Annotated in this window: 19 protein-coding genes; 15 read left to right on the top strand and 4 right to left on the bottom strand. The window is 68.7% G+C overall.

The genetic code is table 11. The features are described from left to right. Positions 1 to 67: 67 nt before the first annotated feature. The 6 genes from cysD to AC1DWT_RS32170 all read left to right on the top strand — a co-directional run bounded on the left by cysD (position 68) and on the right by AC1DWT_RS32170 (position 6,080). On the top strand, positions 68 to 985 hold the full coding sequence (cysD, locus tag AC1DWT_RS32195) for a sulfate adenylyltransferase subunit CysD (protein ID WP_072946051.1): 918 nt from the start codon (positions 68 to 70) through the stop codon (positions 983 to 985). Then, entirely contained in the window at positions 985 to 2,835 is a 1,851-nt protein-coding gene (gene cysC, locus AC1DWT_RS32190) for an adenylyl-sulfate kinase (protein WP_072946053.1), read from the top strand. Before cysD ends, cysC begins: the two co-directional genes overlap by 1 nt. After that, complete coding sequence (locus AC1DWT_RS32185) at positions 2,825 to 3,955, top strand: 3'(2'),5'-bisphosphate nucleotidase CysQ (protein ID WP_477923770.1); 1,131 nt, start codon at positions 2,825 to 2,827, stop codon at positions 3,953 to 3,955. Before cysC ends, AC1DWT_RS32185 begins: the two co-directional genes overlap by 11 nt. Then, the gene (locus AC1DWT_RS32180) at positions 3,952 to 4,353 is read left to right on the top strand and encodes a nuclear transport factor 2 family protein (protein ID WP_206012806.1); all 402 of its coding nucleotides are present in this window, start codon (positions 3,952 to 3,954) and stop codon (positions 4,351 to 4,353) included. Before AC1DWT_RS32185 ends, AC1DWT_RS32180 begins: the two co-directional genes overlap by 4 nt. A gap of 94 nt (positions 4,354 to 4,447) precedes the next feature. Further along, positions 4,448 to 5,440, top strand: coding sequence for a phosphotriesterase family protein (locus tag AC1DWT_RS32175; protein ID WP_206012805.1), 993 nt, complete (start codon positions 4,448 to 4,450; stop codon positions 5,438 to 5,440). A gap of 1 nt (position 5,441) precedes the next feature. Further along, the gene (locus tag AC1DWT_RS32170; RefSeq protein WP_095865727.1) at positions 5,442 to 6,080 is read left to right on the top strand and encodes a TetR/AcrR family transcriptional regulator; all 639 of its coding nucleotides are present in this window, start codon (positions 5,442 to 5,444) and stop codon (positions 6,078 to 6,080) included. 7 nt (positions 6,081 to 6,087) lie between these two features. On the opposite strand, the gene AC1DWT_RS32165 is transcribed toward AC1DWT_RS32170, so the two are convergent. Continuing rightward, positions 6,088 to 6,714, bottom strand: coding sequence for a TetR/AcrR family transcriptional regulator (locus AC1DWT_RS32165; protein WP_095865726.1), 627 nt, complete (start codon positions 6,712 to 6,714; stop codon positions 6,088 to 6,090). Positions 6,715 to 6,906: 192 nt separating this feature from the next. On the opposite strand from AC1DWT_RS32165, the gene AC1DWT_RS32160 reads away from it, so the two are divergent. Continuing rightward, positions 6,907 to 8,283: an MFS transporter gene (locus AC1DWT_RS32160; protein ID WP_477923768.1), complete on the top strand. Its 1,377-nt coding sequence runs from the start codon at positions 6,907 to 6,909 to the stop codon at positions 8,281 to 8,283. Positions 8,284 to 8,355: 72 nt separating this feature from the next. Here AC1DWT_RS32160 and AC1DWT_RS32155 read toward each other — a convergent pair whose 3' ends face one another. The 3 genes from AC1DWT_RS32155 to AC1DWT_RS32145 are packed head-to-tail and all read right to left on the bottom strand — an operon-like array spanning position 8,356 to position 11,413. Then, entirely contained in the window at positions 8,356 to 9,363 is a 1,008-nt protein-coding gene (locus tag AC1DWT_RS32155) for an NADP-dependent oxidoreductase (protein ID WP_072946177.1), read from the bottom strand. Positions 9,364 to 9,368: 5 nt separating this feature from the next. Continuing rightward, positions 9,369 to 10,928 carry an AMP-binding protein gene (locus AC1DWT_RS32150; RefSeq protein WP_241031284.1) on the bottom strand — a complete coding sequence of 520 codons (1,560 nt, stop codon included), beginning with the start codon at positions 10,926 to 10,928 and terminating at the stop codon, positions 9,369 to 9,371. 5 nt (positions 10,929 to 10,933) lie between these two features. Beyond that, positions 10,934 to 11,413 carry a MaoC family dehydratase gene (locus tag AC1DWT_RS32145; RefSeq protein ID WP_072946070.1) on the bottom strand — a complete coding sequence of 160 codons (480 nt, stop codon included), beginning with the start codon at positions 11,411 to 11,413 and terminating at the stop codon, positions 10,934 to 10,936. Between the two features lie 160 nt (positions 11,414 to 11,573). Between AC1DWT_RS32145 and AC1DWT_RS32140 the strand changes: the two genes are divergently transcribed. The 8 genes from AC1DWT_RS32140 to AC1DWT_RS32105 all read left to right on the top strand — a co-directional run. Then, positions 11,574 to 12,392: an SDR family oxidoreductase gene (locus AC1DWT_RS32140; RefSeq protein ID WP_477923765.1), complete on the top strand. Its 819-nt coding sequence runs from the start codon at positions 11,574 to 11,576 to the stop codon at positions 12,390 to 12,392. Continuing rightward, positions 12,389 to 13,201, top strand: a complete 813-nt coding sequence (locus AC1DWT_RS32135; protein WP_072946075.1) for an enoyl-CoA hydratase-related protein — start codon at positions 12,389 to 12,391, stop codon at positions 13,199 to 13,201. Before AC1DWT_RS32140 ends, AC1DWT_RS32135 begins: the two co-directional genes overlap by 4 nt. Further along, the gene (locus tag AC1DWT_RS32130; RefSeq protein WP_206012803.1) at positions 13,188 to 14,438 is read left to right on the top strand and encodes an acyl-CoA dehydrogenase family protein; all 1,251 of its coding nucleotides are present in this window, start codon (positions 13,188 to 13,190) and stop codon (positions 14,436 to 14,438) included. Before AC1DWT_RS32135 ends, AC1DWT_RS32130 begins: the two co-directional genes overlap by 14 nt. Position 14,439: 1 nt before the next feature. Next, the gene (locus AC1DWT_RS32125) at positions 14,440 to 15,222 is read left to right on the top strand and encodes an SDR family oxidoreductase (protein ID WP_072946080.1); all 783 of its coding nucleotides are present in this window, start codon (positions 14,440 to 14,442) and stop codon (positions 15,220 to 15,222) included. Then, complete coding sequence (locus AC1DWT_RS32120; protein ID WP_477923763.1) at positions 15,215 to 16,249, top strand: phosphotransferase family protein; 1,035 nt, start codon at positions 15,215 to 15,217, stop codon at positions 16,247 to 16,249. The genes AC1DWT_RS32125 and AC1DWT_RS32120 overlap by 8 nt, the downstream gene beginning before the upstream one ends. Positions 16,250 to 16,266: 17 nt before the next feature. Next, complete coding sequence (locus AC1DWT_RS32115; RefSeq protein ID WP_206012801.1) at positions 16,267 to 17,457, top strand: acyl-CoA dehydrogenase family protein; 1,191 nt, start codon at positions 16,267 to 16,269, stop codon at positions 17,455 to 17,457. Then, entirely contained in the window at positions 17,454 to 18,554 is a 1,101-nt protein-coding gene (locus AC1DWT_RS32110; RefSeq protein ID WP_206012800.1) for an acyl-CoA dehydrogenase family protein, read from the top strand. Before AC1DWT_RS32115 ends, AC1DWT_RS32110 begins: the two co-directional genes overlap by 4 nt. 35 nt (positions 18,555 to 18,589) lie before the next feature. Next, on the top strand, positions 18,590 to 19,147 hold a 558-nt coding region (locus AC1DWT_RS32105; protein ID WP_477923760.1), incomplete at its 3' end, for an alcohol dehydrogenase catalytic domain-containing protein.

Here is a 19,147-nt window from a genome sequence, read left to right as displayed (position 1 = left end):
ATTTTCGACCGGGCTGGTCCAAATATGGAACAGCGACCGGTAAGGAACTCGCGACGAGGAGTCGCCCATGACCGCACCGCCCGTGTACGAGTTGTCCCACCTCGGCGCGCTCGAAGCCGAAGCCGTGCACATCTTCCGAGAAGTGGCCGCCACATTCGAGCGACCGGTCCTGCTGTTCTCCGGCGGCAAGGACTCGGTGGTGATGCTCCACGTGGCCGCCAAGGCGTTCTGGCCCGCGCCTCTCCCGTTCGCCGTCATGCACGTCGACACCGGTCACAACTTCGACGAGGTCCTCGAGTTCCGCGACCGGACCGTCGACCGCCTCGGCCTGCGGATGGTGGTGTCCAGCGTGCAGGACGACATCGACGCCGGTCGCGTCAGCGAGGAGACGGGTCCGCGGGCCAGCCGCAACCGGCTCCAGACCACGGCGCTGCTGCGCGGCATCCGCGACCACGGGTTCGACGCCATCTTCGGCGGCGCCCGGCGCGACGAGGAGAAGGCCCGCGCGAAGGAGCGGGTGTTCAGCTTCCGCGACGAGTTCGGGCAGTGGGATCCGCGGGCGCAGCGCCCGGAACTGTGGAGCCTGTACAACGGCAGGCATCGCAAGGGCGAGCACATCCGGGTGTTCCCGCTGTCCAACTGGACCGAACTCGACATCTGGCAGTACATCGGCGAGGAGGGGATCGAGCTCCCGTCCCTGTACTACGCGCACCGCAGGGAGGTCGTGCTCCGCGACGGAATGCTGTTGGCGCACACACGGTTCCTGACCCTGCTCCCCGGTGACGAACCGTACGAGGCCCTCGTCCGCTTCCGGACCGTCGGCGACGCCACGTGCACGGGCTGCGTCGAATCGTCGGCAACCAGCCCCGAGGCCGTCGTCACCGAGGTCGCCGCGAGCAGGCTGACCGAGCGCGGGGCGACCCGGGCGGACGACCGGATCTCCGAGGCCGGCATGGAAGACCGCAAGAAGGAAGGCTACTTCTGATGCCGCAGTTACTCCGGGTCGCGACCGCGGGCAGCGTCGACGACGGCAAGTCCACCCTCATCGGCAGGCTGCTCTACGACTCCAAGGCGATCTTCGAGGATCAGCTCGAGGCGGTCGAACGCACCAGCCGCGAACGGGGCGACGAACACGCGAACCTGGCTCTGCTCACCGACGGCCTGCGCGCCGAACGCGAGCAGGGCATCACCATCGACGTCGCGCACCGCTATTTCGCCACGCCGCACCGCAAATTCATCATCGCGGACACCCCGGGGCACGAGCAGTACACGCGGAACATGGTGACCGGCGCGTCGACCGCCGACCTGGCCCTGATCCTGGTCGACGCCCGCAAGGGCATCCTCGAGCAGACCCGCCGCCACGCCTTCATCGCCAGCCTTCTCGGAATTCCGCACCTCGTGCTGTGCGTCAACAAGATGGATCTCGTCGGGTGGTCCGAGGAACGCTTCGAAGAGATCAAGGAGGAATTCCGGAAGTTCGCGATCAAACTCGAGGTCCACGACCTCACGTTCATCCCGGTGTCGGCACTGCGCGGCGACAACATCGCGCAACGCACCGCCAACATGCCCTGGTACGAGGGAGCGTCGCTGCTGCACTACCTCGAGCAGGTGCACGTGGCGTCCGACCGCAACCTGATCGACGCGCGGTTCCCGGTGCAGTACGTGGTCCGGCCGCAACGCCAGACCGATTCGGCGTTGCACGATTTCCGCGGCTACGCGGGGACGGTCGCCAGTGGGGTGTTCAAGCCGGGCGACGAGGTGGTGGCGCTGCCGTCGGGATTCACCTCCACCGTCAGTGCCATCTGGGGTCCCGGCGGAACCCGCCTCGACGAGGCGTTCGCACCGTCGGCGGTGTGCGTGCAACTCGCCGACCAGTTGGACGTGAGCCGCGGAGACGTGTTGTGCCGTCCCAACAACCGTCCGCTCGTCGGGCAGGAACTCGACGCGATGGTCTGCTGGTTCAGCGAACAGTCCGCGCTGACACCCGATGCCCGGTATACGCTGCTGCACACCACCCGTGCCACCAAGGCGTCGATCGCGCGGCTCGACTATCGGCTGGACGTGAACACCCTGCACCGCGACGAGTCCGCACGGTCGCTGTCGCTCAACGAGATCGGCCGTGTGCAGCTGCGAACGTCGCAGCCGTTGATGTTCGACCCGTACCGCCGCAACCACGTGACGGGCAGTTTCGTCCTCGTCGACGAGTCGACCCACAACACGGTCGCCGCCGGCATGATCACCGGGCCGACGCTGTCGCGTTCGAAGGTGGTGTGGCACGCGGCGGCCGTGTCGCGGGAGGAGCGGGCGACGCGCGGCCGCACCGTGTGGCTGACCGGACTGTCGGCGTCGGGAAAGTCGACGGTCGCGGTGGAACTCGAGCGCCGCCTGGTCGCGTCCGGGGTGCCCGCCTACCGGCTCGACGGCGACAACCTGCGGCACGGCCTCAACGCCGACCTCGGGTTCAGTGCGACGGACCGCGCCGAGAACGTCCGCCGTGTCGGCGCCGTCGCGCAACTGCTCGCCGACTCGGGGGTGGTCGCGATCGCGTCGCTGATCAGCCCGTACCGCGAGGACCGGGACCGCGTCCGGGAACAGCATCGGGCAGCCGGGCTCGACTTCGTCGAAGTGTTCGTCGACACGCCGGTGGACCAGTGCGAGGCGCGCGATCCCAAGGGCATGTACGCGAAGGCCCGCGCCGGGGAGATCACGGGATTCACCGGGGTCGACGACCCGTACGAGGCGCCCGAGAACGCCGAACTCGTGCTCCGGCCCGAGGACGGCACGCCGACCGAACAAGCCGCGAGAATTATGGAATTGTTGACACGTGATCACTGACGCACGACTCGCGGCCGACATCGCCTCCGGTGCCGGCGCCCTGCTGCTGGACATCCGCACCGCGGGACTGGGATCGGCCGACGGTCGTGAACTCGGCAGGCGCGGCGACATCGCCGCCGATGCGTTCATCCTCGGCAAACTCGCGGCGGAGCGACCCGAAGACGCGATCCTCTCCGAGGAGTCGGCCGACGACCGGTCCCGGCTGGAGCGGTCACGGGTGTGGATCATCGACCCGCTCGACGGGTCCAAGGAGTACGGACTGCCCGGGCACTCGGACTGGGCGGTGCACGTCGCGCTGTGGGAACGCGGTCGCGGCATCACGGCGGCCGCGGTCGCGCAACCGGCACTGGGCGCCGTGTACGCCAGCGACGACGACAGCCACGCGGTCCATGCCGAACAGCTGCCTGCCCGCCCGCGGATCGTCGTGTCCGCCAGCAGGCCGCCCGCGTTCGTCGACGCCGTTGCGACGGACATCGGTGCCGAGGTCTCCACCATGGGTTCGGCGGGCGCGAAGGCGATGGCGGTGCTCCGCGGAGACGTCGACGCGTACATCCATGCGGGCGGGCAGTGGGAATGGGACTCGGCGGCCCCCGTCGGCGTCGCCGTGGCCGCGGGCCTGCACTGCTCGCGGATCGACGGAACCCCGTTGGACTACAACGAATCCCACCCCTATCTCCCCGACCTGCTGATCTGCCGGCCGGAACTGGCCGCGCCCCTGCTCGCGGCGATCGCCAAACACGCCACCGACACCGCCGACAGCGGACGCGTTGCGATGGCCAGGGCCTACATCGACGCACTGGTCAGTCACGACGCCACCAAGGTGCGTCTCGCGGACAACGCGTGGCGGGTGGAGAACGGGCAGCACACGGGCGAATCGGGGGCGTTCATCCGGGACGAACTCGAGAACGGACTGCAGTACCAGGCCATCCAGGCCGTGCACGACCTCTCCTTCCACGAATGGGGCGACAACGTGGTGGCCCGGTTCGTGCTCGACCTCGGGGCCACGCCTACCGAGGTGACGTCGGTCCGGATCACGGAACATTTCGACATCCCGGYCGGGGCGATCCAGTCCGTCATGGCCATCATCGAACCGGTCGCGATCGAGAGGGAGAACCGATGACCCCGGACCAGCTGGTCACCCAATTCTGCGCCGAGTGGATCGAGCCCGATCCGGCGAAGATCGCCGAATACTTCGCGGAAGACGCCGTCTATCACAACATTCCGATGGAACCCGTCATCGGGCGTGACGCGATCCGCGAGTTCGTCGCCGGCTTCACCGCGGCCTTCGGCGGCATCGACTTCCGGGTGCACCGGCAGGTCACCGACGGCGGTCAGAGCCCCAACGCCGAGGAGTCGAGCGGGGTGGTGATGAACGAGCGGATCGACGTGTTCACCCTCAACGGCACCGTCGTCGAACTGCCCGTCGTCGGCGTCTTCGAGATCACCGGCGGCAAGATCACCACCTGGCGCGACTACTTCGACATGGCGCCGATCCAGGCCGCGACCGGTGGTGGGTGACTCACCGCAGTGAATGTTGACGTCAGGTTCAAGTTAGCCCTACGCTGAGCCCTGGGGGTATGACGACGGTCACACCCGGAGAGGGTGAATCTGCATGAGTCAGGTCAACACGGTCCGCGGACCGATCGACAGCACCGAACTCGGACGCACGTACATGCACGAGCACGTGTTCGTGCTGACACCCGACGTGCAGCAGAACTACCCGGACGAGTGGGGGAGCGAGGACGAGCGGGTCGCCGACGCCGTCACCAAGCTGCGCGCGCTGGCGGAGCAGGGGGTCCGGACCATCGTCGACCCCACCGTCGTCGGCCTCGGCCGGTACATTCCGCGCATCCAGCGGGTGGCGGAACAGCTTCCCGAACTGAACATCGTGGCGGCGACAGGGCTGTACACCTACGACGATGTGCCGTTCTTCTTCCACTACCGCGGTCCCGCGCTGGACGCGATGGTGGGGGCCGAGGTGCCCGACCCGATGGTGGACATGTTCGTCAAGGACATCGAAGAGGGGATCGCCGACACCGGGGTGCGCGCCGGACTGCTCAAGTGCGCGATCGACCACCAGGGGCCGACACCGGGTGTCGAGCGGGTGATGCGGGCCGTCGCGAAGGCGCATCGGCGCACCGGAGTGCCGATCACCGTGCACACCCACCCCGGCAGCGAGGCCGGTCTGCACGTCACACGCGTGATGTGCGACGAGGAGGGCGTGCGGCCCGACCGGATCGTGCTCGGGCACAGCGGAGACAGCACCGACGTCGACCACCTGACCAGCCTCGCCGAGGCCGGCTTCGTCCTCGGCATGGACCGGTTCGGGATCAACCTCGAAACGACGTTCGAAGCGCGCGCCGACACGCTCGTCGAGATGTGCCGCCGCGGCTTCGCAGGGCAGATGGTCCTGTCGCAGGACGCCTCCTGCTACATCGACTGGATCGACCCGAACCTGATGGCGGCGCTGCCGCAGTGGCACTACCTGCACATCGAGAACGACGTGCTGCCCTACGTCCGCGAGCGAGGCGTCACCGAGAAGATGATCACCGAGATGCTGGTCGACGTGCCCCGGCGGTACTTCGAGAACGTGGACCCGTACTGACATGTCGCGCCCGCGAACCGCACCCACACCACCGGTCACCGCCCGGGGCGTCCGCACCCGCGATCGCCTCGTCGCCGCGGCCCGGGTGGTGTTCGAGCGCGAGGGATACCTCGACGCCCGCCTCGTCGACATCAGCAAGGAGGCCGGACTCTCGACCGGCTCCTTCTACACCTACTTCGCCGGTAAGGAGGAAGTGTTCGCGGCGGTCGTGGAGGTGACGCAGAACGACCTGCTGCATCCCGGGATGGGGCGGGTCGAGGACGAGGGCGACGTGCACGCGGTCGTGGAGGCGAGCATCCGGGCATACCTGCACGCGTGCCGCCGGAATGCGCGTCTGCTGGCCCTGCTCGAGCAGGTCGCGCACGTCGACCCTGCATTCCGTGAACTGGAGCGCTCGCGGGACGAGACGTTCTACCTGCGCAACGCGCGGGCGATCGCCGATCTGCAGGCTCGGGGTCTCGCCGACGCGTCGCTCGACCCGATGCTGACGTCGAAGGCGTTGTCCGCCATGGTCGGGAGAATGGCCTACGGTTATTTCGTCGGACCGCCGAGCGAGCGGCGATCACTCACGTTCGAAGAACTGAACGCCGGGCTCGCGCGGATGTGGACGAACGCGCTGCGCGTCCCGGACCGCGTCTGAGGGGCCGTCAGTAGCCGGGGGCGTGGAGGATGCGCAGAACGAGATCGGCGTTGATGTCGCCCAGTTCCTCCGGCGTGAATTCGCCGTCGGGGCTGTACCAGCGGCAGATGTCCACCGCGAGGGACATGATCGCCAGAACGGCGACGCGGGGGTCGGGAATGAGGAACACACCCTGATCGAGCCCGTTCTGCACCTCGCGCATCGCGGCGACCCGGATCTGGAGCCGGGTCTCGGCCACCGTCTCGCGGTGTTCGGGACTGAGATGCCTGCTCTCGTACTGGGCGATGCGCGCCCGGCGAAAGTTCCGGGCGTGCATGATGCTGAACTCGCGGACCAGGGCCCGGACGCGGTCGATCGGGTCGGTGAACGGTGCGACCGCGCTGAGCACCAGCGCGAGGGCGCGCTCGTTCGACCGGCGGACCAGTTGGAAGAGCAGATCCTCCTTGGACGGGAAGTGCACATACATCGCGGAGGGGCTCATTCCCGCCGTCGTGGAGATGTCCCGCGTGCGTGTGGCTTCGAAACCCTTGTCGGAGAACAGCGTCGTCGCCGCGCGGAGCAGGCGCTCCTCGGAGGTCGGCGGACCCGGGCTGGCCTGCTCGGTCGCGAACACGTCGTCTCGCAGTTCGGTCATCGGTGGTCCTCTCCGCCGCATCGAGCTTCGTCCGTGCCGGCGGGATTCGGCAAGATCAATCCCCTCGAGTGATTGACATCACATCACTGTTCACACACACTAAGCAAGCGCTCACTGACTTGAAGTTGGCGTCATGTTCTGAAAAATCGCGATCCCACATCCACCCGTAGACCTATCTCGAGGAGTGATCGGATGACTTCATCCGCGGTGCAGCCGAGTAAGGACGCGGCAGGCGACACGGCCGTCTCGCGCACGCGTGCACATCGGAAACTGCTGGCGGCGGGACTGGTCGGCAGCTCGATTGAGTGGTACGACTTTTTCCTGTACGGAACCGCTGCGGCACTGGTCTTTCCCCACGTCTTCTTCCCTGGCGCGTCGGCGTTGGTGGGCACCCTGCTCTCGTTCAGCACGTTCTGGGCCGGCTTCGTCGCCCGCCCGCTCGGCGGCCTCGTCGCCGGTCACTTCGGTGACAAGTACGGCCGCAAACCGGCGGTCGTGACCTGCCTGCTGTTCATGGGGCTGGCGACGTTCCTGATCGGCTGCCTGCCCGGCGCCGCGACCATCGGGATCGCGGCCCCGATCCTGCTGGTGGTCCTGAGGTTCGTCCAGGGCCTCGCGTGTGGGGGTCAGTGGGGTGGGATCGTGCTGCTGCTGACCGAATCGGCCAGTCCCAAGCGCCGGGGATTCTCCGGCACCTTCGGGCAGATGGGTGTCTCGTTCGGTGTCCTGCTCGGCAACCTCGTGTTCCTCGGCGCCACCGCGGCGATCTCGAACGAGGCGTTCCTCAGCTGGGGCTGGCGGATCCCGTTCTTCGCCAGCGCGCTGCTGTTCCCGGTGGTGCTGTACATCCAGACCAAGGTCGAGGACACCCCCGAATTCCGTCACCYGCAGCAGGAGGCGGAGAAGAAGAACGGGACCGTCGTCCGCGCACCGCTGACCCAGGCGATCAGGGACCACTGGCGCAAGATCCTGCTCGGCTGCGGCCTGCTCGCGGCCACCAACTCGCTGTTCTACATTTCCATCGCCGGTGTGCTCAGTTACGGCACCGCGGAACTGGGGATGAAGCGCAACGACCTGCTCGCGATCTCGCTGCTCAGCGCGGCGCTCACGGTCGGTGTGGTGCTGTGGTCCGGGCACATGTCCGACAAGATCGGGCGCAGGCCGATGATCCTGATCGGTGCGGCGATGATCATCGTGTGGGCGTTCCCGTATTTCTGGTTGATCAACACCCGGAACCTGGTGTTGTTCTTCGTCGCCGTCACAGTCGGCAGCGTCTTTCAGTCCATGACGTACGGGCCGATCGCCGCGTACATGGGTGAGTTGTTCGCTCCCAATGTCCGGTATTCCGCCGCCTCGCTGGCGTATCAGCTGGCCGCGATCACGGTGAGCGGCGGCACCCCGTTCATCATGACCGCGCTGATCGCCAAGACCGGGACCACCACGTTCGTCGCGGTGTTCGTCGCGGTGATGGGGCTGGTCACCTTCCTTTGCGCGTGGAAGCTCCGCGAGACCAACACCGCCGAGGTCCGCAGCGATCCGGCCGCCGTGCCCGGTGCCCAGTTCTACTAGACACCCCGCCCCTTTTCACGACGATGCCCACCGCCGGATCTCGGCGGTGGGCATCGTCGCGGGAGGAGGAGTTCAGCTGATCTTCAGCACCAGCTTGCCGGTGTTGGCGCCGTCGAACAGCAGATTGAGGGTGCGGCCGAACGCCTCGACGCCCCCGGTCTCGACCTGCTCACGGGTCACGATCTCCCCGGCCCGGATCCACTCCGACATCGCCTCCATGCCCTCGGGGAACCGGTCGAGGTAGTCGAACACGATGAACCCCGTCATCGACGCACGGTTGACCAGCAGCGACAGGTACCGGGACGGCCCGGGCTGCGGGTCGGTGGCGTTGTATCCGGAGATCGCGCCGCACAGCGCGACCCGGGCGTTCTTGCGGAGCCGGGCCAGCGCGGCGTCGAGGATCTCCCCGCCGACGTTGTCGAAGTAGATGTCGATCCCGTCCGGTGCGGCGGCGCGCAGCGCCTTCCCGACCGATTCGGACTTGTAGTCGATCGCCGCGTCGAAACCCAGATCCTCGGTCAGCCACGCGCACTTCTCGGGGCCGCCTGCGACGCCGATCACCGTGGCGCCCTTCAGTTTGGCGATCTGCCCGGCGATGCTCCCGACCGCTCCCGCCGCGCCCGAGATGAGCACGGTGTCGCCCTTCTCCAGTCTGCCGACGTCGGTGAGGCCGAAATACGCGGTCATGCCGGGAAATCCGAGTGCGCCCAGCCACGTCGGTGCCGGGGCGAGCGACTCGTCGACGGCGAGCGCGCCGCGGCCGTCGGAGAGCGCGTACTCCTGCACGCCGAACTGCCCGGACACGAGCTGTCCTTCGGGGAACTTCGCGTTCTTCGACGCCACCACCCGGCCGACGGCGTGGGTGCGCATCACCTCGCCGATCGCGACCGGCGGCACGTACGACTTCACGTCGTCGAGCCACCCGCGCATCGCCGGGTCGAGGGACACGTAGTCCACCTTCACGGTGAATTCGCCGTCCGAGGGTTCGGGTATCGGTTCCGACGTGATCTCCCAGGTGGAGTCGTCGGGACGGCCGACCGGACGCTTCGCCAGTCGGACCTGCCTGTTCACGGTTGTCACGGTGTTCACCTTTCGGGTACTTCTGCGGTCAGTGCGTCGTTTCTCAGTGCGGTTCTGTCGATCGACCGTTTGAGGATCTTTCCGGTCGACCCCTTGGGAAGGGAGTCGACGATGGCGACGATCCGGGGAATCTTGTATGCGGACAGCCGTTCCCGGGCCCAGCCGGTCAGTTGGGCGCCGTCCAGCCCGGAACCGGGGACAGTGGCCACGACCGCGGCCACCTCCTCGCCGTAGTGATCGTCGGGGACGCCCACGACGGCGGCCTCGAGGATGTCGGGGTGCGTGTACAGGACCTCCTCGATCTCACTCGGGTACACGTTGTAGCCGCCCCGGATGATGAGATCCTTCACCCGATCGACGATGCGCAGATCCCCGTCCGCATCGGTCTCGCCCAGGTCCCCGGTGCGCAGCCAGCCGTCCGGGTCCAGGACGGCGGCGGTGTCGGACGGCCGGTTCCAGTAGCCCTTCATCACGGTCGCCCCCTTCACGAACACCTCGCCGACGGTCCCGGGCGGGCAGACGAGTCCGTCGTGGTCGCGTACCTCGACCGCAAGCCGGGGCACCGCGCGACCCGTGTAGCCGATCTTCCCGCCGCGGTCGATGTCGTTGAACGTGCCGAACGCGGTGGTCTCGGTGAGCCCGTAGCCCTCGAGGATGGTGCACCCGAAGCGGGACTCGAATTCGCGGGCCACCTCGCCCGGAAGTGACGCGCCTCCGGAGATGGCGATGCGCAGTTGCGTGAAGTCCTGCGAGTCAGTGCCGTCCGCGGCATGCAGCATGGCGTTCCACATCGTCGGCACACCGGCCATGATCGTCAGGCGGTCGCGGCGGAGCAGGGCGAGCATCGCCGCCGGATCGAATCGGGCCAGCAGCGTCAGCGACCCACCGCCGGTGAACGTCGCCATCATGACCGAGGCCTGGCCGAACACGTGGAACAGGGGAAGTCCGGTGCCGGTCCGGTCTTCGCTCGAACCGCGACTGCATTCGGCGCCGATCTCGCCGCCGGACAGCAGGTTCCCCACCGTCAGCTCCGCGCCCTTCGGCCGCCCGGTGGTACCGGACGTGTAGAGGATGGCGGCGGTGTCGTCGCGGTCCCGCTCGGCGACGGGAACCGGCTCGGTGTCCGGCGACACGCAGTCGGGGGTGAGCGTCCAGACCGGGATGTCCAGTGCGGCGGCCGCGTCGGCGATCGCGGGCCCGAGTTCGTGCCACACGATGGCGAGTGCGGCGCCGGCATCGGTGAGGACGTACTCGGTCTCGGGCCGGGTGGACATCGTGTTCACCGGCACCACGACGCACCCCGCCGCCTGGATGCCCAGGTACGCGACCACGAACTCGGGCACCGAGGGTGCGGCCAGAAGGATTCGGTCGCCGGGGGACAGGCCCGCTTCCGTGAGTGCTCCCGCGTACCGGGTGCTCGCGGCGCGCAACTGTCCGTAGGTCAGGGTGCTGTCCGCACCTCGTAGCGCGATGTTGTCGGGAGTGGTGTCGGCGTGGCGGGACACCGGATCGAGCACATTCGCCCGTGAGTAGTTGTCAACCGCGGGCGGTTCACAGGTGCTCACGGCTGCTAGCCGGCCTCGACGACGCGGGCGACGGACTCGGACACGACCACCGGTTTGTCGGAGCCCTCGCGCTCGACGACCTGGGACATGGTCACCTGGATGCCGCCCCCGACCTGTTCCGCGGATTGGATGGTGGCACGCATCCGGATGCGCGAACCTACCGGCACCGGCGCGGGGAAGCGGACCTTGTTGTAGCCGTAGTTCAGGCTGTGGGCGAAACCGTCGAAGCGCAGCAGGGTCGCCGACAGGGCCGGTCCGAGGGACAGGCTGTAGAGGCCGTGCGCGATGGTGCCGCCGAGCGGGCTGGCGGCGGCGCGCTCGGTATCGATGTGGATCCACTGGTGGTCGCCGGTGGCGTCGGCGAAGGCGTTGACGCGTTCCTGGGTGACGTCGTGCCAGTCGGTGGGGCCCAGCTCCTTGCCGATCAGCGCTGTGAGCTCGTCGAAGCTCGCGGGGCGAACGGGCAGTGCGGTGGTGTCGGTCATCTGTCTCCCTCGATTCCGGGTGGTGCAGGGCCTGGATGTGTCACGTTGGCTGCATCGGAAGTCGTGTGTTGCCGACCCCAGACACTTGAACTTGACGACGGATTCAACTATACAAAAGAGAGACGCGAGTCACAACGCACGGCGAAGGAGAGGACACCTCGTGAAGGTTGCACAGAAAGTCGCCATCGTGACCGGCGGTGGAGGCGGAATCGGCGGGGCGATCGCGGACCGTCTTGCCGAACAGGGCGCCAAGGTGCTGGTCGCCGATCTCGACCCGGACGCAGCCGCCGCTGTCGCGGACGGCATCAACGCCCGCCACCCGGGATCCGCCGTCGCCGAAGGTGGCGACGTCGCGGACGCCGATCAGATCCGGCGCATCATCGACCGCGCGGAGACCGAGTTCGGGCCGGTCGATCTCTACTTCGCCAACGCCGGCATCGCGGGAGCGCCCGGCCTCGACGCCGGCAACGCCGACTGGGACCTCGCGTTCGACGTCAACGTCCGCGCCCACATCCGCGCCGCCCAGCAGCTCGTGCCGAAATGGATCGCGCGCGGCGAGGGCTACTTCGTGTCGACCGCCTCCGCGGCCGGGCTCCTCACCCAGATCGGCTCGGCGACCTACGCGGTCACCAAACATGCGGCCGTCTCGTTCGCCGAATGGCTGTCGGTCACATACGGGGACGACGGGGTTCGCGTCAGCTGCCTCTGCCCGATGGGAGTCGAGACGAAGCTGATGCGCTCCGGTGAGAACTCGGGCGATCCCCTCGGCGTCGCTGCCACGAAGGCCGTCGTCTCGGCGGGGGAGGTGCTGCAGCCCGGGCAGGTCGCCGACATCGTGCTCGACGCCGTGGACCGGGAGACGTTCCTGATCCTGCCCCACGAGAGCGTCCTCACCATGTACCGGCAGAAGGGGTCCGACTACGACCGGTGGCTGCGCGGAAYGCGCCGCTTCCAGAGTTCGCTGCTGGAGCACGCGTGACCGGCGAGCCCGCAGACCTGGTCCTCGCCGAGCGGCGCGGACCGGTCCTGGTGCTGACGTTCAACCGGCCCGGCAAGCTGAACGCCTGGACCGACGACCTCGAGGACCGCTACTTCACGCTGCTCGTGGACGCCGAGGACGACCCGGACGTGCGCGCGATCGTCGTGACCGGCGCCGGGCGCGGGTTCTGCGCCGGTGCCGACCTCGGCCGCCTGCAGGCCGTCGGTGACGCTTCCGACGCGGACCTCTTCCGCCCGCGCCCCCGCGACCTTCCCGCGACGCTGCGGAAACCGCTCATCGGGGCGATCAACGGGGTCGCGGCCGGACTCGGCATGGTGGAGGCCCTCTACTGCGACGTCCGGTTCGCGTCCGCATCGGCACGGTTCACGACCGCGTTCGCCAAGCGCGGGCTGATCGCCGAATACGGTATCTCCTGGCTGCTGCCCCGACTCGTGGGACGCAGCCGGGCCACCGACCTGCTGCTGTCGAGCCGCATGGTGGACGCCGAGGAGGCGCTGCGCATCGGACTCGTCGACCACCTCGTGCCGGACGGTTCGGTCGTCGACGCCGCGGTCGCGTATGCCGCGGACCTGGCGGCGCACTGCTCGCCGACGTCGATGGCCGTCATCAAGGACCAATTGCACAGCGATGCGGACGGCACCTACGCCGAGTCCGTGGCCCGAGCGGAAGGCCTGATGTTGCAGGCGTTCCGCGGGGCCGATCTCGTCGAGGGCATCCAGAGCCACCTCGACAAGCGCACACCCGTGTTTCCCTCACTACCCGTCAGGAGTTCCCATGTCCCTGTTTGACATTTCCGCACGCGCCCAGCAGTTGCAGGTCGATCTGCTCGAGTTCATGGATTCGCACGTGTATCCGGCGGAGGCGGTGTATGAGGAGCAGATGCGGGAGTCGGGGGATCCGCATTTCCAGCCGCCGGTTCTGGAGGAGCTCAAGGCGGAGGCGCGGCGCCGGGGGTTGTGGAATCTGTTCCATCCGCACCCGGGCACGGGCGCCGGGTTGACCAACCTCGAGTACGCCCCGTTGGCGGAGATCATGGGGCGCAGCCACATTGCGTCGGAGGCGTGCAACTGCAATGCGCCGGACACGGGCAACATGGAGGTGCTCGAGCTGTTCGGCACGGCCGAGCACAAGGAGAAGTACCTGAAGCCGCTTCTCGACGGGACGATGGCGTCGGCGTTCGCGATGACCGAGCCCGCGGTGGCGAGTTCGGACGCGACCAACGTGGAGTTGTCGATGGTGCGTGACGGCGACGAGTACGTGCTGAACGGCCGCAAGTGGTTCGCGTCGAATGCGTTGCACCGCAACTGCAAGGTGCTGATCGTGATGGGCAAGACGGATCCGTCGGCGGCGCCGCACCGGCAGCAGTCGATGATGGTGGTGCCGATCGATGCGCCCGGGGTGACGGTGATGCGGGGGCTGCCGGTGTTCGGGTATCAGGACCGTGAGGGGCACGCGGAGATCGACTTCGCCGATGTGCGGGTGCCGGTGACGGACGTGCTGAAGGGCGAGGGCGAGGGCTTCGCGATCTCCCAGGCCCGGCTGGGGCCGGGCCGGATCCACCACTGCATGCGGGCGATCGGGATGGCGGAGCGGGCACTCGAATTGATGTGCCGCCGGGCGTCGTCGCGGGTGACGTTCGGGAAGCCGGTCAGTGAGAACGCGAACATCCAGGACTGGATCGCGGAGGCGCGCATCGAGATCGAGATGATCCGGTTGCTGACGCTGAAGGCGGCGTATCTGATGGACACGGTGGGGAACAAGGAGGCGCGGACGGAGATCGCGGCGATCAAGGTGGCGGCTCCGAACATTGCGCTCAAGATCGTGGACCGGGCGATTCAGGTGCACGGCGGTGCGGGCGTCACCGACGACTTCCCCCTCGCCATGGCCTGGGCGCACCTGCGCACCCTGCGCCTGGCCGACGGTCCCGACGAGGTCCACAAGCGCGCCATCGCGCGGCAGGAACTGCGGCAGTACCGCGACGACGCCCACGCTTCCACCAACGGTCACAAGGTTGCGGTGAGCTGACATGGCCGGACTCGACCTCACCGGACGCACCGCGATCGTCACCGGCGCCTCGCGGGGTATCGGCCTGGCCGTCGCCCGGGCCCTCGCGGCGGCCGGTGCCGACGTGGTGCTCACCTCACGCTCCCAGGAATCGGCCGACGCCGCCGCGGCGCAGGTCGGGGGCACCGCGATCGGCGTCGCCGCGCACGCCGTCGACGAGGAGGCCGCCCGGCGCTGCGTCGACACCACCGTCGAACGCTTCGGCAGCCTGGACATCCTGGTCAACAACGCGGGAACGAACCCCGCCTTCGGACCGGTCATCGACCAGGACCACGCACGGTTCGCCAAGACCTTCGACGTGAACCTGTGGGCGCCGGTGCTGTGGACCGGCCTCGCCACGAAGGCGTGGATGGGCGAGCACGGCGGTGCCGTGGTCAACACCGCGTCCATCGGCGGCATGGCGTTCGAGGCGAACATCGGCCTGTACAACGCGTCGAAGGCCGCGCTGATCCACCTCACCAAGCAACTGGCACTGGAACTCTCACCGAACGTGCGGGTCAACGCCGTCGCTCCCGGTGTGGTGCGGACCAAGCTGGCCGAGGCGCTGTGGAAGGACCACGAGCAGGCCGTGTCGGCGTCCACGGCGCTGGGACGGATCGGCGAACCCGAGGACATCGCGTCCGCGGTCGCGTTCCTCGTGTCCGATGCCGCGAGCTGGATCACCGGCGAAACCATGGCGATCGACGGCGGGCAACTGCTCGGCGACGCAATCCCGTTCCGGCAGGGGGCTCAGCTCGGTGTCTAGCGTGGACGTCGTCGGCATCGACACCGAGGCCGTGAGCCGCTGGATCGGCACGCTCGGCATCGACACTGCCGGACCGCTGACCTTCGACCGGATCGGTCTCGGCCAGTCGAACCTCACCTACCTGGTCCAGGACCGGGCGGGTGGCAGATGGGTGCTCCGGCGCCCACCCCTCGGGCACCTGCTCGCGTCGGCCCACGACGTCGCCCGCGAGGCGCGGATCCTCTCCGCCCTCGAGGACACCGCGGTGCCCACCCCACGGGTGTTCGGGCTCACCGACGACCCGGACGTCACGGAGGTACCGCTGCTGCTGATGGAGTTCGTCGACGGACAGGTCGTCGATCGCATGTCGATCGCGGAGTCCCTGACCCCGGAACGTCGCCGGGCGATCGGCCTGTCGCTGCCGCGGAYGCTGGCGAAGATCCATGCGGTGGACCTCGAGAGCACCGGTTTGACCGACCTGGCCAGCCACAAGCCGTACGCGCAGCGTCAGCTCAAGCGGTGGTCGGGTCAGTGGGAGAAGTCGAAGACCCGCGAGCTGCCCGCCCTCGACGACCTGACCGGACGGCTCACCGACTCGGTGCCGGAGCAGCGGGAACGGACCCTCGTGCACGGCGACTTCCACCTGCGCAACGTCATCACCTCCCACGCGACCGGGGAGGTGACCGCCGCCCTGGACTGGGAGTTGTGCACGCTGGGCGACCCGCTCGCCGACGTCGGCAGCCTGCTCGCGTACTGGCCGGAGCCGGGTGAGACCACCGGCGGCGACTTCCCGGCGTCCACCCTCGACGGTTTCCCGGACCGGGTGGAGATCGCCGGGGTGTACCTCGACGAGTCCGGACGCGACCCGAAAGCCCTGGCGTTCTGGCACGTCCTCGGCCTGTGGAAGGTCGCGGTCATCGCGGAGGGCGTCATGCGCCGCGCCCGGGACGAACCGCAGAACAAGGCGGCCGCGGGCACCCCGACCGTCGAGCGCATCGACGACCTCGTGGCCAAGGCGTGCGACATCGCTGCCCGGGCCGGAATCTGACCGAAGGACTGAGGACGATGAGCACTGACGAACAGGCGATCGCACGCGACCTGAGCGGCCGCATCGCGACCCTCCTGGAACAGAACGACCAGTCGGATCCGGCCCGGTTCCTCGGGGCCCGATTCGACGCCGGCCTCGCATGGGTCCACTTCCCGCCCGGGCGCGGCGGTCTGGGTCTGCCGCAGAGCTTCCAGGCGCAGGTCGACGCCGAACTCGAGGCCGCAGGGGCGCCCGGCCCGGCGAAGAGCCGCAACGGGATCGGACTGGGCATGGCCGCGCCGACCATCGCCGCGTTCGGCACCGACGAACAGCAGCAGAAGTACCTTCGGCCGATCTTCACCGGCGAGCACATCTACTGCCAGCTGTTCAGCGAACCGGGGGCGGGTTCCGACCTCGCCGCCGTCGCGACGCGAGCCGTCCGTGAGGGTGACGGCTGGACGGTCAACGGGCAGAAGGTGTGGACATCGGGGGCGCAGAACGCGCAGATGGCCATCCTCGTGGCCCGCACGGATCCGTCGGTGCCCAAGCACGCCGGGCTCACCTACTTCCTGTGCGACATGAGCGATCCCGGAATCGACGTCCGGCCGCTGCGGCAGATCACCGGTGAGGCCGAGTTCAACGAAGTGTTCCTCACCGACGTCCACATTCCCGATTCCGATCGGCTCGGCGATGAGGGACAGGGCTGGCGGGTGGCCACCGCGACCCTCAACAACGAACGGGTCGCGATCGGCGGTTCCGCGGCCGCCCGCGAGAGCGGCATGATCGGACCGGTCGCCCGCGCCTGGCGCGAACAACCCGAGCTCCGCGACCCCGCGATGCACGACGAACTGCTCCGGCTGTGGGTCGAAGCGGAAGTCGCCCGGCTGACCGGTGAACGGCTGCGGCAGCAACTCGAGGCCGGGCAGCCCGGCCCCGAGGGATCCGGCCTGAAGCTGGCCTTCGCCCGGCTCGCGCAGACCATCTCGGGTTTCGACATCGAACTCCACGCTGAGGCCGGGCTGCGCTACGACGACTGGAGCATGCGCCGCCCGGACAAGGTCGACTTCACCGGCCGCGAACCCGGATACCGGTACCTGCGCGCGAAAGGCAACTCGATCGAGGGCGGCACGTCCGAGATCCTGCGCAACGTCATCGCGGAACGCGTCCTCGGCCTCCCGCCGGAGCACCGCGTCGACAAGGACATCGCCTGGAAGGACCTGCCCCGATGAACACCGCAGATCTGCTGTACTCCGACACGGAAGATGCCCTGCGCGACAGCGTCCGCCGGCTGCTCGCCGACCGCTGCGCGCACGAGCTGGTCGTCGGGGCGTACGACGGGACGCCCGCCGACTTCTCCGGGGTGTGGAAATCGCTCGCCGTCGAACTCGGCCTGGCCGGCCTGCTCGTCCCCGAGGAACTGGGCGGCGCCGGGGCGAGCGCACGTGAGGCCGCGGTGGTCATGGAGGAGATCGGGCGCGCCGTCGCACCCGTCCCGTACCTGTCCAGCGCCGTACTCGCGACGGTCGCGCTGCTGAAGGCGGGCGACACCGAGACGGTCGGCGCACTCGCCGACGGCACCACCACCGGTGCGCTCACGGTCGGTCTCGCGACCGCACCGGGACTGTTCACCCCGACCGTGCGCCGGGAGGGCGACGCTCTGACCGGCACCGTGACCAGTGTCGCGGGCGTCTCGGAGGCCGACATCCTGATCGTGCCGGTCGAGGGTCCGGACGGACTCGAACTGCACACGGTGCCCGCCGGCACCGCCGGTGTCACGGTCACGCCCGTGCTCGCGCTCGACATGACCCGGCCACTGTCGGACGTCGCGTTCGACGCCGCCGCCGCCACCCGCATCGACGACGGCAACGCCGCGGCGGCGGTCCGTGAGGCCCTCGTTCTCGGCGCCGCACTGCTCGCCTCCGAGCAACTCGGGCTCGCGCAGTGGTGCTTCGAGACGACCCTGGCGTACGCCAAGGAGCGAACCCAGTTCGGCCGCGCCGTCGGGTCGTTCCAGGCGATCAAGCACCGCCTCGCCGACCTGTGGCTCGAAGTCACCTCCGCGGCCGCCGCTGCCCGCTACGCCGCGGACACCGCCGCCCGGGGCGACGCGGACGCCGAGGTCGCGGCTGCCGTCGCGCAGGCGTACTGCAGCGACGTCGCCGTCCACGCCGCCGAGGAGTGCATCCAGTTGCACGGCGGCATCGGCATGACGTGGGAATATCCCGCGCACCTGTATCTGAAGAGGGCGAAGAGCGATCAGCTCGCGTTCGGCACCGCCTACCGTCACCGCGCGCGCCTCGCCGACCTGGCCGACCTGCCCGCGTAACCCGAGCCCCACCACCGACAGTCAGGAAGCAATCCATGAAGGCATGGCGTGTCCACGAACTCGGCGAGCCGCGCACCGCGCTGCAACTCGAGGAGGTCCCGGACCCGACGGCAGGCCCCGGCCAGGTGCTGGTGAAAGTTCTCGCCGCCCCGGCGAACTTCCCCGACGTGCTGCTGTGCCGCGGCGAATACCAGATCAAGCCGCCGCTGCCGTTCACACCCGGAGTTGAACTGTGCGGTGAAGTAGTGGCGGCCGGGGACGGCGTGACCCGCTTCGCCGTCGGCGACCGGGTGATCGGCAACCCCAACCTGCCCGGCGGCGGATTCGCCCAGATGGCCGTGATGGACGAGACCAACACGTTCGCCGCCCCGTCCGCGCTCGACGACGCCGAGGCGTCGGCGTTGAGCATCGGCTACCAGACGAGCTGGTTCGCTCTCCACCGCCGCACCCAGCTGAAGCCGGGGGAGACGCTGCTCGTCCACGCCGCCGCGGGCGGAGTGGGCAGCGCCGCAGTGCAATTGGGCAAGGCCGCGGGAGCGAAGGTGATCGGCGTCGTCGGAGGCGCCGACAAGGTCGAGTACTGCCGCCGGCTG

This window comes from Rhodococcus sp. P4_B6 (genome assembly GCF_056402215.1).
Note: the sequence above shows the minus strand (reverse complement) of the source record. Positions and strands in the feature narration are given on the sequence as shown.

What these genes read in the sequence shown, in the direction of transcription:
- cysC (WP_072946053.1), top strand. Translation starts at nt 985, where the DNA reads ATGCCGCAGTTACTCCGGGTCGCGACCGCGGGCAGCGTCGACGACGGC.
- AC1DWT_RS32175 (WP_206012805.1), top strand. Translation starts at nt 4,448, where the DNA reads ATGAGTCAGGTCAACACGGTCCGCGGACCGATCGACAGCACCGAACTC.
- AC1DWT_RS32170 (WP_095865727.1), top strand. Translation starts at nt 5,442, where the DNA reads ATGTCGCGCCCGCGAACCGCACCCACACCACCGGTCACCGCCCGGGGC.
- AC1DWT_RS32115 (WP_206012801.1), top strand. Translation starts at nt 16,267, where the DNA reads ATGAGCACTGACGAACAGGCGATCGCACGCGACCTGAGCGGCCGCATC.
- AC1DWT_RS32130 (WP_206012803.1), top strand. Translation starts at nt 13,188, where the DNA reads ATGTCCCTGTTTGACATTTCCGCACGCGCCCAGCAGTTGCAGGTCGAT.
- AC1DWT_RS32165 (WP_095865726.1), bottom strand. Translation starts at nt 6,714, where the DNA reads ATGACCGAACTGCGAGACGACGTGTTCGCGACCGAGCAGGCCAGCCCG.
- AC1DWT_RS32180 (WP_206012806.1), top strand. Translation starts at nt 3,952, where the DNA reads ATGACCCCGGACCAGCTGGTCACCCAATTCTGCGCCGAGTGGATCGAG.
- AC1DWT_RS32110 (WP_206012800.1), top strand. Translation starts at nt 17,454, where the DNA reads ATGAACACCGCAGATCTGCTGTACTCCGACACGGAAGATGCCCTGCGC.
- AC1DWT_RS32145 (WP_072946070.1), bottom strand. Translation starts at nt 11,413, where the DNA reads ATGACCGACACCACCGCACTGCCCGTTCGCCCCGCGAGCTTCGACGAG.
- AC1DWT_RS32125 (WP_072946080.1), top strand. Translation starts at nt 14,440, where the DNA reads ATGGCCGGACTCGACCTCACCGGACGCACCGCGATCGTCACCGGCGCC.
- cysD (WP_072946051.1), top strand. Translation starts at nt 68, where the DNA reads ATGACCGCACCGCCCGTGTACGAGTTGTCCCACCTCGGCGCGCTCGAA.